Origin of the sequence: Streptococcus sp. HMSC076C08 (genome assembly GCF_001810825.1) — a bacterium.
In the GTDB taxonomy this organism is placed as follows: domain Bacteria; phylum Bacillota; class Bacilli; order Lactobacillales; family Streptococcaceae; genus Streptococcus.
In genome coordinates this window covers 17,292-29,639 of record NZ_KV802714.1, presented here as the reverse complement: position 1 = coordinate 29,639, position 12,348 = coordinate 17,292, and the positions used below count along the sequence as shown (strand labels likewise).

Here is a 12,348-nt window from a genome sequence, read left to right as displayed (position 1 = left end):
TTCCTGGAACAAGAACAAAAAGCAAACTATTATTCATTTGAACTACATTAGGGAAGTCCATATACCTAATACAAAAGGGAAAACGGCATAGCCGGAAATCAATCCGATTATGCCGTTATTCTTTTAAAGAATAAAATCCCATTTTTGGCTTGCTTTTTGAGTTTACTTTTTACCTGACTTGTCCATATTCCAGAAGTCTGTCACGGCTCCGCGTGAAGCAGATGATACGATATGGGCATATTTACCGAGAACACCACGGCTGTAAAGAGGTGGCAATGTTGTTTCTGCCTTGCGTTTTTCAAGTTCTTCTTCTGATACGGCCATGGAAATTTCTTTGGTATCTTGGTCAACCGTAACGATATCACCTGTACGGAGGTAAGCAATCGGTCCACCATCCTGAGCTTCAGGAGCGATATGTCCGACAACCAGACCATAAGTACCACCAGAGAAGCGTCCATCCGTCAAGAGGGCAACCTTGTCTCCTTGACCTTTACCAACGATCATGGATGAAAGGGATAGCATCTCAGGCATACCAGGACCACCCTTAGGCCCAACGAAACGGACAACAACTACATCGCCATCAACGATTTCATCTGTCAGAACAGCCTGGATAGCATCTTCTTCTGAGTCAAAGACCTTAGCTGGTCCAACGTGGCGACGCACTTTCACACCTGATACTTTAGCAACCGCACCATCAGGGGCAAGGTTCCCATTCAAGATGATAAGCGGACCGTCTGCACGTTTTGGATTTTCAAGTGGCATAATGACTTTTTGGCCTGGTGTAAGGTCTGCAAAGTCAGCCAAGTTTTCAGCGACTGTCTTACCAGTACATGTGATGCGGTCGCCATGAAGGAAACCATTTGCCAAGAGGTATTTCATAACCGCAGGGACACCACCGACTTCGTAGAGGTCTTGAAAGACATACTGACCAGATGGTTTCAAGTCAGCCAAGTGAGGCACGCGCTCTTGGATCGTATTGAAGTCCTCAAGTGACAAGTCAACATTAGCCGCATGGGCAATGGCAAGCAAGTGAAGAGTGGCATTTGTAGAACCACCGAGAGCCATAGTTACAGTGATGGCATCTTCAAAAGCTTCACGAGTCAAGATATCTGATGGTTTGAGACCAAGCTCCAGCATCTTGACAACAGCACGTCCTGCTGCTTCGATATCTTCTTTCTTGTCAGCTGATTCAGCTGGATGAGATGAAGATCCTGGCAAACTCATACCGAGAACTTCGATAGCAGTTGCCATGGTATTAGCTGTATACATACCACCACAGCCACCAGGGCCAGGGCAGGCATTACATTCGAGACGTTTCACGTCCTCAGCTGTCATGTCACCATGGTTCCATTTTCCGATACCCTCAAAGACAGAAACCAAGTCAATGTCTTTGCCATCAAGATTTCCCGGTGCAATAGTACCACCATAGGCGAAAATAGCTGGAATATCCATATTGGCAATGGCAATCATAGAACCAGGCATGTTCTTGTCACAGCCACCGATAGCGACAAAGGCATCCACGTTGTGACCACCCATCGCAGCCTCAATAGAGTCCGCGATGATGTCACGAGATGTTAGAGAGAAACGCATACCAGGCGTTCCCATGGCGATCCCGTCTGCTACGGTAATGGTTCCAAACTGAACAGGCCAAGCGCCCGCAGATTTGACACCTTCTTTAGCCAATTTCCCAAAATCATGCAAGTGAATGTTACATGGTGTATTTTCCGCCCAAGTTGAAATCACTCCCACAATCGGTGTTTCAAAGTCCTTATCTGTCATTCCAGTGGCACGAAGCATGGCACGGTTTGGTGATTTCACCATACTGTCATAAACGCTACTGCGGTGACGTGTATCTAATTCTGTCATTTGTTCCCTCCCATTTCAGTTTTTACCATTATAGCACAATTTCCGCATGAAGAACAGAATAAAATTCTTGAATTTTCAGAAAATTTCGATTACTAGCTTCTAATTTTTTTATCTTTTTTTGTCAAGTAACTTTACTTTACAAAAAAAATGTGTTATCCTAGTATGGTTGATGAAAATCACTAGATTGAATCGAATTTAAATACCTAAAGGAGAAAAGAAAATGGCAGTACCTGCACGTCGCACCTCAAAAGCGAAGAAAAACAAACGTCGTACACACTACAAAGTAACAGCTCCATCTGTAAACTTTGACGAAACTACTGGAGATTACTCACGTTCTCACCGCGTATCACTTAAAGGATACTACAAAGGACGTAAAATCGCTAAAGCTGCATCAGCTGAATAATAGAAGGGAGATACCATGCGCGTAAATATCACACTTGAACACAAAGAATCTGGTGAACGCTTGTACCTTACTTCTAAAAACAAACGTAACACTCCAGACCGTCTTCAATTGAAGAAATACTCACCAAAACTTCGCAAGCACGTAGTGTTTACAGAAGTTAAGTAGGGGTTCAATACGAATCAATACATAAGAAAAACGCTGATTTAAAGCGTTTTTTCTTTTTGCCAAATGCGATATATTGCATTGTATTTCAATCCAAACTCTACCTTTTTCTCTACCTTTTTTCTTAAGACCTGGTTTGGAAAGTATGAATTTCAGTTGGACTAAAAACAGCGTAATATCAAGACTTTTCTCCGCTTTTATAAAAGCGTTTTTCCAATCAAATTCAACTAATTTTATCTAAATGGTGTGGATTTTACCCCCAAAATTACAGAGAATGGAGCTGATAAACACTAAACGTTCACACCATTAGTTAAATGATTTTTTTCATCATTTTTCTTAGATGATAGAACTTCTAATTTATTTCTTATTCAAGCAAAAACAACCTGCTATAAGTAAGAAAGAGGAAGATACAAGAAAAACACGGCGTAAAAACCGATTCAGTTCATTGTCCTCAATCCTTGTCTGCTTCATTTTCTTTTACGAGATCGTTTTGTGAATCTTTTTCAGAGAGTTTTTGATCAATATACTTGTCAATGTTTTCATAAAATTCCTTGGTCGCTTCACTATCTAATGTTGGCGAGTTCTGAACTTGATTCACTTTCAATTGAACAGATTGAATACCGTAAGAGGCTTGTTTTTGGTGGAGTGTTTCTAATTCTTCTTCTGAAATCGGATCTCCAACAACCGTCAAGACCAATTCATTGTTACTTGACTTGTAGACTTGATTAATAACCGTATAATTGGCGAACTCTTTTCCTACAAACTGTTTGATCCCTTCTTTGCGCGCTTGTTCTATTGTCAGAGTAACTGCCGAATAGCTAGCTGGAAGAATCAACAATACAATCAAAGAAATCAAGCCAATTCTCATTTTAATGCTCAGCTCTTTAAATGAAGTTAAAGGAGATTTTCTCATCAAAATTCTTGTTCCAACAATGTTGGCTAGCATGATAAAGACACAGTTGATCAAGAAAAGATAGAGAGCCCCCAATAAAAATCGTACATTCCCATTAGCTAAACCATAGCCAGCAGTACAGATAGGCGGCATCAAAGCTGTAGCAATGGCTACTCCTGGCACGATATTGTTTGCTTCTTTTTTCCTTGAACCGATCACACCAGCAATCCCACCAGCAATAGCAATGAGAACATCCCAAATGGTTGGAGAGGTTCGTGCGATCAACTCGCTACTTGCATAAGACAAGGGAGAAATCCAGAAATACAGAGTCGAGACAAGCAAACTGACCAACACTTGAGTCAATAAAACCTCTAGAGATTGCTTGATTAAACGCGTATCAAAAATAGCTAAACCGAATCCCAGTCCAACAATCGGTGTCATGAGAGGTGAAATTAACATGGCTCCAATAATAACAGCTGTTGAATTCATATTTAGACCGATAGAGGCAATAAAAATTGCACACATCAAAATCGCTGTATCTCTCAATCGAACATGAAGGTCATCGTATAATTTCTCACGGTATTCCCGTGTTGAATAATTGGCAGTCATTTGTCCTCTCCTCTTTCCTTATTTAAATCGGTATAATAATTAATAATAACAGCTGATAAACAGCCAAAAAATATGAGCCCATAAATCGTCAAGAAGACACTGGTAATCCTTCCAATCAAGGTCACAGCTAGGAGATCCCCGTAGCCGACAGTCGTCGAAGTCACAAAAGCATACCAAAGACCGTCTCCGTAATTTGTGATAGCAGGTTCAACTAGGAAAAGCACGCCTCCTGACCCAAAAACAAAGGTCACAAAACTCAGAGCAAACCGAGTAAAACCCGTAACCTGTATAATATGCCATAACATTTTTAAACGTCTCATTTGTTCTCCTTATTCATACTAGCTCCTGACCGAGCCGTTTTTTCCAATAATCAAAGTGAAGATAGGACATGATCTCCATCAGAGAAAGATAGACAAACTGATAGATCTGATTTAAGCTGATTATCAACTGATATTGTTTGAAAAATGACTGGAAGAAAGACCAGATATGACTGTCTTGAATCAGTCCCTTCTTAACATCAGACAGGATATTAGCTAAAGCTCCCAAGGACTGAAACGGTAAATCCTTGACATTTATATAGATCCGGTCCACCACATCATTCAGACTGGTATCTTGGATGGCATGAAATTCTCCAAAGAGAACTCCTGCCGCTCCAAGAGTAGAAACAAATTCCACCAAATAATTTCTGAGGAAATTTTCTCAACCTTTTCCCATAATGTGTTTAGTGCCATCCATAACGATCCCAACCAGAAAAAGGAAAGAAAATAAGCAAAGAAATTTTGCCGTAAATCCCAAAAAGCTTGAAGACTTGGTGTCGTTGGTTTTTCTAACTCTAAAATCAAAATGGTCATAATAATTGCTAGAACAGCATCTGTCAATGCAATTAATCTATCTTTCTTCATCAGATTACGTTGCCTTTCATTTTGTAGTATTCTATCTCATCGTATAATATTTATTAATCTTAAATATTGGATAGTCACTTCATATTTTGAGTACAAACAAGATACACTAAAAAGCATGTATCTGTCATATTTTATTTAACTTTAGAAATATTCATCCATCTAATCAATAAATATATCATATTTCACAATAAATGACTACTATCAAAGATACATTTTCTTTCAGATTTCTCCCTTTTAAACTTGGCTAACTTGACCTGCATTACCTAGGTCGCTTTGCTTTAAATTATACTTTTTTCTTAAAGATTTGCTACGAGTAGTCTTTCATGTGAGTAATTTTTATCAAAAAATTTCATAGATAAGTCCTATATATAATCATGATAAAGTAGTAAAAATAGTTGTTATCCTAGTTGATTAAAAAAGTCTTTGATTTCCTCATCTTTTATAAAATAATATATAATTTTCCCCTCTCTTCTAGTATCCAAGATGTTTTGATTGGCTAGTTTACGAAGATGGTGGGAGGCAGATGCCATACTGAGATTTAGTAAACAGGCTATATCACAGACACAGAGTTCTTCAACAGCAAGGAGATAAAAGATGATATTTATCTGTTTATTATCGGTAAACTTTGATAAAATACGAAGTGATTTTTGGACTTTTTCCTTTTCAAGGTAGTTCGTTGCGGTTGTAACATTTTGCTGATTTATAATATTCACTTGGCAGATACTATCTTTTTTCATAATTTTTTCTCCTAGCCGAACACAGTCCTTAGCATGTTAAAGCTGTTGTTTTCAATCAGGATATACATCCCCAGTCCTAAATAAACAACGGCAATAAACCATCTGCTATATTTTTCCAAAGTTTCTCCAACAGAAGGGACTTGTGCCAATTTTTGGGCAGAAAAAACCAAGAGATAAATCATGACTAGAAAGGTAAGTAAAGCCACTATCAAATTCGCTAAATTTAAGGTAATAAAATATGGGACAAAAACACCAATATTGTCAGCACCACAACTTGCAAAAGTAATCATAGCGACTAGAAAAATCAGGTTTTTATTATCTTTGCGCAAACCATCTTTTGCAATAGCTTCTCCATCAGAATCTCCTAAAAGCAAAACTTTGAGTCCTAGGAAAATTGGAATCAAACCGAGCAAACCTAAAATCTCTTTACTAGGAATATAATTTAAGACAAATGCAAAAAGTAAACTTAGCAATATTAGACTAACAGAGCCTAGAAATTGTCCTAAATAGATGTTAATGATGTCTTTTCTGCTTTTTCTTTTGGCAAAAAATAACATTAGGATAATAAGTAAGTCTACGGCTGTCCCAGAATACAGGATTATTGAAGTAACAACATTTTGAACCATAAAGCACCTCATTCAAATATATTTTTGAATGTATTTTAACATTAAACTTTGTAGATGTCAACTTCAGCTCCATCAAAATATAGATAAGAAGGTAGTGTCCCAAACATTAAAAAGCCCTGCCATCGAAATGATAGCAGGGCTTAACTTCAATATCCAGATGATATATTTATCTAAAAAAGGTAGAGTAAAAGGTAGAGTTTTTATTGATTTGTAGTGCGATATAATGAGTTTCCAAAAATCAAAAATCGCTTAAAATCAATATTTTGACATCTATTGACGTGTACTGAAACCCTTACTTAACCTCTGTAAGGATATAATTACGGTACCAGTATATCATAAATAATAACAAAATCTTGACTTTCCGAAAAATAAGTATTTTCCGGAAAAATATCGAAATTAAATCAAAACTAAAAATATCTCATACATTTGAACTGCACCCCAAAAGTTAGACAGAAAAAATCTAACTTTTGGGGTGCAGTTCATCAAAGGTGCTTTTCATTTTAAAAAACTTGTGGAAAAACTTCATCCCATATATCTACTAAGCTTTTCCCGTCAAATACTTTAGCTTCCATAGCTTCATCAATTGTATCAAACTGCTGACCTTCATAATCATAACCAACTACACATATACTCGATAAAAAGCAAGCACCTCGGCTATTATAATTAAATTCAAGATCTTTGTCTAAATATTTTTTAATTTCATCCTTTTTCATATAGGACCATCCCAACTAAAACAATCTCAACAAACAAGATTTTTTCCTTAGATTCTATTCCCACTACTAGCTTTCTATGATGCTGACGATTTCATCTTCAAAATATTCATAAAGAGTTCCATCAACATCTACCAGCAAGGAGTCAATCTCCTCGTCATTGTCAGAGGCGTCACAATAGTCTTCTACAAATCCTCTAACTACCGCGCCATTTTTTAACGTGATAATTACATCTGTACGGTTAAATTTCCAGAGTGTCATTTAAATATTCCTTTCAATATTGGCTAATTGCTTTGCTTTTTCGTAGTAAGGTGTTAAGAAATCGATAAAACCTTGTTTGTCGCTTGGATCATGTTCCTCTAAAAATATCATCAACTCAAAGTCATTGAGAGCGTCAAACATTTCAGAGTTTTCATTATCCCAAGCCTCGGAAAATTCCGCATCTTCTCCAAAAAGAGCGTTAAACGTAAAGGAAAAATCCCAAAAATTATCAATCTGACCACTGACTGTTTGCTGGAGCATGTCTAATACTTGTTGACTATAACCCATTACCCTTCCCCTCCTAATAAGAACGTTGTAGCATATTGAGCTACGTTCCAAAAATTTAACAGACAAAATCTAATTTTTGGGGTGCAGTTCATTCATCAAAGATGATTTTTATTTTAATAATACTGCACTTCAATTCCATCCATAATTTCTACTAAAGTGTTATCGTCAATTTTTAGAGAAATCAGATCAATGAATGATGATACCTGGTATTCCTTATCTCCAATCACCACTACAATATCATGAACAGAATTAGGAAAAATCCCACATACTTGACCATTATAATCAAAAGAGGCATCCCAACCATTGTCATATAACTCTTGTAAATCATCTAATATTGCCATATAAACTAAATCCTTTTCCATAGTGTTTTCTTTCAAATAAGGCAGGTAAAAGCACCTAGATTGTTCTAAGTCCTATGAGATTGTTTTAATCGAGACAATCTCACTCTCAAAGAGAGAAATTTCAGTAGCTTCATCTGGACTAGGATTAGCAATGAGAATAGTGATTTCATCTTGCTCATCATTGTCCATTTCGTCAACAAAGTCTATGACACGTCCCTTGATTATCTTATCGCAATTAGTGACTATCTGAACCCTTGATCGAAGATACTTCCAAAGCTGTTTACTCATTTATTTTCCTCTCTGCTATTTTTTCGATAGTTCTTATACTTTTTATAGTTAGTCGATAAAATCGCCTAGGTTGAACTAAGCACTAATAATTTTGATTTTCTTGATAATATCTTCAGGATATGAGCGATCACCTATAACTATTTCGTCAGGACCATCTAAATCATAACCGTCAAACCAATCAACCACCCTACCCTTGATGGAGGTCCCATCTTCTAAAATAAGGCGAACATTTTTATCAACATATTCCCATAATTTCATTAAGTTCCTTCTCTCTAACATCGGAACAATATGACCCAATATTAGTTATTTACTAATGGCTTTTAGTTCCTGTTAAAAGCATTATAGCACACCTTACTTGCTAAAGTACAACAAGCACCCCATTAGACTAACCTGCTACTTTGCTTTCTTGTAAAAATGTTGTATACTTAAGTAAATAAAGGAAGTAATCTTGTTCCCCCCTGTCTACTATGTGGTCGGAATGATGGTTACTTCTTTTTTCCCCCTTACTATCTCAATAGCCTTGTATTTAAAAGTTTTTTAGGCTATAATTAAATTAACGAATAGAGGTTTTCCATCTCCCCTTGAAACAGATCTTTCTGCGGTAGGAGGTGGGACGCCTCTATTTGTTTTTTAAGTCAAAATGATGTAAAATTAATTCAAGAAAGAAGTGTGGTTTTCCCGCCTAAAAGCTCTATAGCTGTGGGAGGGTCACGCTTCTTTTTACCTCTCAAAAATGAACGCCAAAAAAGCAGTTTCGTTCTATGAAACTGCACTAAAAAGTTTATAACTGCCCAAACCCAGAAGTCAACGGTTTAAGACAAAGCAAAAAGCCCACTGTTGTAGGCTTTCTGTAAGATATTTCTTAAAATTAAAGCATCTTGTTGTAGAATTCAACGACAAGTGCTTCGTTGATTTCTGGGTTGATTTCGTCGCGTTCTGGCAAGCGAGTCAATGAACCTTCCAATTTTTCAGCATCGAATGATACGAATGCTGGACGTCCAAGAGTAGCTTCTACTGCTTCAAGGATTGCTGGAACTTTCAATGATTTTTCACGAACTGAGATTACTTGACCTGGAGTTACACGGTATGATGGGATATCAACGCGTTTTCCGTCAACAAGGATGTGACCGTGGTTTACGAATTGACGAGCTTGACGACGAGTAGTCGCAAGACCAAGACGGTAAACAACGTTATCCAAACGACGTTCCAAAAGAAGCATGAAGTTGAAACCTAGGATTCCGCCTTTGATTTTTGTAGCTTGTACGAACAAGTTACGGAATTGTTTTTCACCTACACCGTAAGTGAAACGAAGTTTTTGTTTTTCAGCCAATTGCAAACCGTATTCTGACAATTTAGAACGGTTGTTTGGTCCGTGTTGTCCTGGTACGTAGTTACGACGTGCCAATTCTTTACCTGTACCTGTAAGTGAAAGGCCAAGGCGACGAGCTTGTTTCCAAGATGGTCCTGTATAACGTGACATATGTATGTCCTCCTGATATAAATAATATTTGGCGGAAATAGTCACTTAGAAAGCCCTGATTCGTGCAGATGCCCTTCGCCTAAACAGCCAAGGTTACTTGTCATAAGACACCTGTTGACGAGCTTCATGCTTTCCTGCTGCTATTTCACACAAAGGCTATTATACCATGAAAAGCTAGATATGTAAAGGGATTTTACAGCTTTATTTCAAATTGAGGCTGAATGTAAATTTGCTTCCTAAGCCATATTGACTTTCTGCTGTGATTTCGCCACCAAGCTGATGGGCTAGTTCGCGTGCAATCGCAAGTCCTAATCCATGTCCACCTGTCTTCATATTGCGCGAAGTTTCTACACGATAAAGTCGTTTAAAGATCTTTTCCAAATCCTCAGGAAGGATTCCCTGACCCTCGTCTTTCACACTGATTCTCAGCTCTTGTTCTGTTAATTGGGCAAGAACCTCGATTCTGGTTCCTGGTTCTGAATATTTAAAGGCATTGTTTAACAAATTGACCAGAATGCGAGAAAGTTTGTCAGAATGGCTCTTGATTTTCGCCGACTCAGGTGATACTTGAATGTAAACATCCCGCTCCTCTTGTTCAATCTGGAGTTGAAATTCACTCATTGACTCAATCAACAGCTGATCTAAAAAGACCTCTTCGACTTCTTCATCAGCAGTATCTTGAGGTTGGGTGTTAAGAGTCAGAACATCCAATTCCTCCACTAGCTTGTTTAGACGCTCGGTTTGCCGACCAATCGTGGCTAAGTAGTGGAGTCGCTCCTCTTCCTTAATCACTCCATCTAGAATTCCCTCCACAGTAACCTGAATGGAGGTAATGGGAGTTTTAATATCGTGAGAGAGCTGCGCAATCATCATTCTCTTTTCTTGCTCGCTCTCATCAAGTGATTGAAAGGTGGCTTGCAAATTGTGGGACATGTCATTAAAAGCCTGGCCCAGCTCTTGAAATTCTAATGGTCCCTTGGTTTCAATTTCTGTGCTGAAATCCTTGCTTGCTATATCCTGAGCTTGTTTTTTCAAATGTTTCAGAGAAGAGAACACTGGCGACAAAAGAAAGATGCTCACTGCAGCGCCAATGAAACTAGCAATCAAGGTCATTCCAACGAGAAAGTAAACTTCACTTTTCTCGATCAACATCCGTTGGACTGCCCAGAAAACGACCAAAATCGTTAGTAGAGTCGACACTAGATACCCCACTAAAATATAGTTTTTTAATTTCATGTTCTACCTCTTGGTCTTTCCATCTTATAACCCAAACCCCAGACAGTTTTGATAGCAGGAGCATTTGAATTCGTATACTTGGTCAACTCTTGCCTCAAAGCATGGATATGAACATTGAGTGTATTGGTATCATCCACATAGTCCTCTTGCCATACCTTCTCATAAAGTTCCGTCTTTGAAAAGACTCTCTCGGGATTGCTGGCTAATATCCATAGAAGTTCAAAGGATTTTACTGTCAATTCCAAAGGTTGCTCCCCAATGCGAACCTCATGAGTCACATGGTTGATCACTAAGTCACCAAACTCGATCTGTTCTGTCTCTCCTCCACGGCTAAGGCGACGCAAGATATTATTCACTCTTAAAACCAATTCGCGTGGGCTAAAGGGTTTGACTATAAAATCATCTGCCCCCAAACTTAATCCATAAATCTTATCCTGTTCGCTTGTCTTAGCAGTTGTAAAGAGGAAGGGTTGATCCGGAGCGATATACTGAACTTCACTGATAAAATCATACCCGTCCATATTGGGCATCATGATATCTGTGATAATGAGGTCGATAGATTTTTTTCTGAAAAGCTCTAATCCCTCCTTGCCATCATGGGCGACCAAAACGTCGTAACCCGCCTGTATAAGATAGCGGTGTTGAATATCTAGAATATCTATTTCATCATCAACCAGCAAAATTGTCTTTTTCATCTGACACTCCTTCGATAAAAACAGTGTTATACTTGCTTTAGTATAACACTATTTTCTCTAATGTTTAAATGATTTGAATCTTAATCTTCTCGTTTGGTTGTCAAACCCAAAAGTCCAACAAGACCTGCCAAGGCTAGACCAAAGATACCAAGGCCTGCTGTAGCCGTTTTAGCTTCCCCAGTATTTGGTAGCATCGCTTTATCATCTTTTTTCATCATATTAGCCATTGGGCTAGAAGCTGGTTGATCTACTTTCATATCTGACATATGGTTATTTGTACCCATCACACCCTCAGTCGTACCTGTAGAGCCTGTTTCAGAAGGCTTCGTATTCATCTGACCTTGTTGAGATGGTATTGTCGCCATTTCTTTTCCACGAAGTTGAATCGTTACTTGACGAGTAGCAATCAGATTGGTCAAATCAGGTTTGCCATCTTTAGATCCATAGACTTTAACAGTAGCTAGGTATGTATGGGTTCCGTTAGCTCGAAGTTGATCCAGCAAGGCCTGACCATCTTTGCCAACCGTATTGCCATTCAAATCCACTTCGTAGAAATATTGACCTTTAGCCAAGCCTTCAAGTGGCAATAGAGCAGGATTTTTAGCTGTTCCGTTGTCGGACCATGGGGCTTTGTCTGAGGCTTTTAACAAGAGGCGAGTCAACATACCATCTCCACCAAAAGCTTCGTATGGAATAACTTGGTTAACACCTGCCAAGAATGGACCTGGAACATTTGCTTTTTCAAGGTAGCTAGCCGGAACATCAATCATGTCTTTGACATTGTTAACAACAGACTCTTTGACCTGATTTGGTGTGGTCAAGCCATTCAAATTAACAGTCAAATCTTTAGTC

The 12,348-nt window shown here is 38.3% G+C and carries 19 protein-coding genes and 1 pseudogene; 3 read left to right on the top strand and 17 right to left on the bottom strand.

The features are described from left to right. Window positions 1-162 precede the first annotated feature (162 nt). On the bottom strand, window positions 163-1,866 hold the full coding sequence (gene ilvD / locus HMPREF2766_RS00755; protein WP_000137380.1) for a dihydroxy-acid dehydratase: 1,704 nt from the start codon (window positions 1,864-1,866) through the stop codon (window positions 163-165). 220 nt (window positions 1,867-2,086) lie between these two features. On the opposite strand from ilvD, the gene rpmF reads away from it, so the two are divergent. Then, window positions 2,087-2,269, top strand: a complete 183-nt coding sequence (gene rpmF, locus HMPREF2766_RS00750) for a 50S ribosomal protein L32 (RefSeq protein ID WP_000290417.1) — start codon at window positions 2,087-2,089, stop codon at window positions 2,267-2,269. Window positions 2,270-2,284: 15 nt separating this feature from the next. Next, a complete protein-coding gene (rpmG, locus tag HMPREF2766_RS00745) occupies window positions 2,285-2,434 on the top strand; it encodes a 50S ribosomal protein L33 (RefSeq protein ID WP_001265622.1) in 150 nt (49 codons plus the stop codon). 448 nt (window positions 2,435-2,882) lie between these two features. Here the strand turns inward: rpmG and HMPREF2766_RS00740 are convergent, their stop codons facing one another. From HMPREF2766_RS00740 to HMPREF2766_RS00720, 6 genes and pseudogenes are all read right to left on the bottom strand, one after another. After that, window positions 2,883-3,932: a DUF389 domain-containing protein gene (locus HMPREF2766_RS00740; RefSeq protein ID WP_000126416.1), complete on the bottom strand. Its 1,050-nt coding sequence runs from the start codon at window positions 3,930-3,932 to the stop codon at window positions 2,883-2,885. Continuing rightward, the gene (locus HMPREF2766_RS00735) at window positions 3,929-4,252 is read right to left on the bottom strand and encodes a potassium channel family protein (RefSeq protein ID WP_001253404.1); all 324 of its coding nucleotides are present in this window, start codon (window positions 4,250-4,252) and stop codon (window positions 3,929-3,931) included. Before HMPREF2766_RS00735 ends, HMPREF2766_RS00740 begins: the two co-directional genes overlap by 4 nt. A 13-nt stretch (window positions 4,253-4,265) precedes the next feature. Further along, window positions 4,266-4,607: a hypothetical protein gene (locus tag HMPREF2766_RS00730; protein WP_000397556.1), complete on the bottom strand. Its 342-nt coding sequence runs from the start codon at window positions 4,605-4,607 to the stop codon at window positions 4,266-4,268. Beyond that, window positions 4,589-4,834, bottom strand: a pseudogene (locus tag HMPREF2766_RS09795) (TMEM175 family protein); the annotation flags it as partial. The gene HMPREF2766_RS00730 and the pseudogene HMPREF2766_RS09795, both read right to left, overlap by 19 nt. Window positions 4,835-5,232: 398 nt before the next feature. Then, window positions 5,233-5,571, bottom strand: coding sequence for a Cd(II)/Zn(II)-sensing metalloregulatory transcriptional regulator CadX (gene cadX, locus HMPREF2766_RS00725; RefSeq protein ID WP_000711083.1), 339 nt, complete (start codon window positions 5,569-5,571; stop codon window positions 5,233-5,235). A gap of 11 nt (window positions 5,572-5,582) precedes the next feature. Then, the gene (locus HMPREF2766_RS00720) at window positions 5,583-6,197 is read right to left on the bottom strand and encodes a CadD family cadmium resistance transporter (RefSeq protein ID WP_000250556.1); all 615 of its coding nucleotides are present in this window, start codon (window positions 6,195-6,197) and stop codon (window positions 5,583-5,585) included. Window positions 6,198-6,225: 28 nt separating this feature from the next. On the opposite strand from HMPREF2766_RS00720, the gene HMPREF2766_RS10320 reads away from it, so the two are divergent. Beyond that, the gene (locus HMPREF2766_RS10320; protein WP_009013804.1) at window positions 6,226-6,411 is read left to right on the top strand and encodes a hypothetical protein; all 186 of its coding nucleotides are present in this window, start codon (window positions 6,226-6,228) and stop codon (window positions 6,409-6,411) included. Window positions 6,412-6,697: 286 nt separating this feature from the next. Here the strand turns inward: HMPREF2766_RS10320 and HMPREF2766_RS00715 are convergent, their stop codons facing one another. From HMPREF2766_RS00715 to HMPREF2766_RS00670, 10 genes are all read right to left on the bottom strand, one after another. Continuing rightward, window positions 6,698-6,910 (bottom strand): hypothetical protein, encoded by a 213-nt coding sequence (locus HMPREF2766_RS00715; RefSeq protein WP_000710706.1) that lies wholly within the window; start codon window positions 6,908-6,910, stop codon window positions 6,698-6,700. A gap of 66 nt (window positions 6,911-6,976) precedes the next feature. Continuing rightward, on the bottom strand, window positions 6,977-7,168 hold the full coding sequence (locus HMPREF2766_RS00710; protein WP_000177340.1) for a hypothetical protein: 192 nt from the start codon (window positions 7,166-7,168) through the stop codon (window positions 6,977-6,979). Further along, window positions 7,169-7,456 carry a hypothetical protein gene (locus HMPREF2766_RS00705; protein ID WP_000542381.1) on the bottom strand — a complete coding sequence of 96 codons (288 nt, stop codon included), beginning with the start codon at window positions 7,454-7,456 and terminating at the stop codon, window positions 7,169-7,171. It lies immediately after the preceding gene. Window positions 7,457-7,569: 113 nt separating this feature from the next. Continuing rightward, window positions 7,570-7,797 (bottom strand): hypothetical protein, encoded by a 228-nt coding sequence (locus tag HMPREF2766_RS00700; RefSeq protein ID WP_009013763.1) that lies wholly within the window; start codon window positions 7,795-7,797, stop codon window positions 7,570-7,572. Window positions 7,798-7,869: 72 nt separating this feature from the next. Next, on the bottom strand, window positions 7,870-8,085 hold the full coding sequence (locus HMPREF2766_RS00695; RefSeq protein WP_000043341.1) for a hypothetical protein: 216 nt from the start codon (window positions 8,083-8,085) through the stop codon (window positions 7,870-7,872). Between the two features lie 75 nt (window positions 8,086-8,160). Next, the gene (locus HMPREF2766_RS00690; protein WP_000780387.1) at window positions 8,161-8,343 is read right to left on the bottom strand and encodes a hypothetical protein; all 183 of its coding nucleotides are present in this window, start codon (window positions 8,341-8,343) and stop codon (window positions 8,161-8,163) included. 610 nt (window positions 8,344-8,953) lie between these two features. After that, window positions 8,954-9,565 (bottom strand): 30S ribosomal protein S4, encoded by a 612-nt coding sequence (gene rpsD, locus HMPREF2766_RS00685; RefSeq protein ID WP_000092756.1) that lies wholly within the window; start codon window positions 9,563-9,565, stop codon window positions 8,954-8,956. 201 nt (window positions 9,566-9,766) lie between these two features. Next, a complete protein-coding gene (locus HMPREF2766_RS00680; RefSeq protein ID WP_000769387.1) occupies window positions 9,767-10,801 on the bottom strand; it encodes a sensor histidine kinase in 1,035 nt (344 codons plus the stop codon). Next, window positions 10,798-11,496, bottom strand: coding sequence for a response regulator transcription factor (locus HMPREF2766_RS00675; protein WP_033583600.1), 699 nt, complete (start codon window positions 11,494-11,496; stop codon window positions 10,798-10,800). Before HMPREF2766_RS00675 ends, HMPREF2766_RS00680 begins: the two co-directional genes overlap by 4 nt. Window positions 11,497-11,576: 80 nt before the next feature. Then, window positions 11,577-12,348, bottom strand: a 772-nt coding sequence (locus HMPREF2766_RS00670) for an SSURE domain-containing protein (protein ID WP_083303856.1), incomplete at its 5' end; no start/stop codon positions are given.

Excerpts from the sequence above, each read along its gene's own strand:
- HMPREF2766_RS00695 (WP_000043341.1), bottom strand. The coding sequence starts at position 8,085 with ATGAGTAAACAGCTTTGGAAGTATCTTCGATCAAGGGTTCAGATAGTC.
- HMPREF2766_RS00690 (WP_000780387.1), bottom strand. The coding sequence starts at position 8,343 with ATGAAATTATGGGAATATGTTGATAAAAATGTTCGCCTTATTTTAGAA.
- rpsD (WP_000092756.1), bottom strand. The coding sequence starts at position 9,565 with ATGTCACGTTATACAGGACCATCTTGGAAACAAGCTCGTCGCCTTGGC.
- HMPREF2766_RS00720 (WP_000250556.1), bottom strand. The coding sequence starts at position 6,197 with ATGGTTCAAAATGTTGTTACTTCAATAATCCTGTATTCTGGGACAGCC.
- HMPREF2766_RS00715 (WP_000710706.1), bottom strand. The coding sequence starts at position 6,910 with ATGAAAAAGGATGAAATTAAAAAATATTTAGACAAAGATCTTGAATTT.
- ilvD (WP_000137380.1), bottom strand. The coding sequence starts at position 1,866 with ATGACAGAATTAGATACACGTCACCGCAGTAGCGTTTATGACAGTATG.
- HMPREF2766_RS00680 (WP_000769387.1), bottom strand. The coding sequence starts at position 10,801 with ATGAAATTAAAAAACTATATTTTAGTGGGGTATCTAGTGTCGACTCTA.
- HMPREF2766_RS00740 (WP_000126416.1), bottom strand. The coding sequence starts at position 3,932 with ATGACTGCCAATTATTCAACACGGGAATACCGTGAGAAATTATACGAT.
- rpmF (WP_000290417.1), top strand. The coding sequence starts at position 2,087 with ATGGCAGTACCTGCACGTCGCACCTCAAAAGCGAAGAAAAACAAACGT.
- HMPREF2766_RS00710 (WP_000177340.1), bottom strand. The coding sequence starts at position 7,168 with ATGACACTCTGGAAATTTAACCGTACAGATGTAATTATCACGTTAAAA.
- cadX (WP_000711083.1), bottom strand. The coding sequence starts at position 5,571 with ATGAAAAAAGATAGTATCTGCCAAGTGAATATTATAAATCAGCAAAAT.
- HMPREF2766_RS10320 (WP_009013804.1), top strand. The coding sequence starts at position 6,226 with ATGTATTTTAACATTAAACTTTGTAGATGTCAACTTCAGCTCCATCAA.
- rpmG (WP_001265622.1), top strand. The coding sequence starts at position 2,285 with ATGCGCGTAAATATCACACTTGAACACAAAGAATCTGGTGAACGCTTG.
- HMPREF2766_RS00675 (WP_033583600.1), bottom strand. The coding sequence starts at position 11,496 with ATGAAAAAGACAATTTTGCTGGTTGATGATGAAATAGATATTCTAGAT.
- HMPREF2766_RS00735 (WP_001253404.1), bottom strand. The coding sequence starts at position 4,252 with ATGAGACGTTTAAAAATGTTATGGCATATTATACAGGTTACGGGTTTT.
- HMPREF2766_RS00705 (WP_000542381.1), bottom strand. The coding sequence starts at position 7,456 with ATGGGTTATAGTCAACAAGTATTAGACATGCTCCAGCAAACAGTCAGT.
- HMPREF2766_RS00700 (WP_009013763.1), bottom strand. The coding sequence starts at position 7,797 with ATGGCAATATTAGATGATTTACAAGAGTTATATGACAATGGTTGGGAT.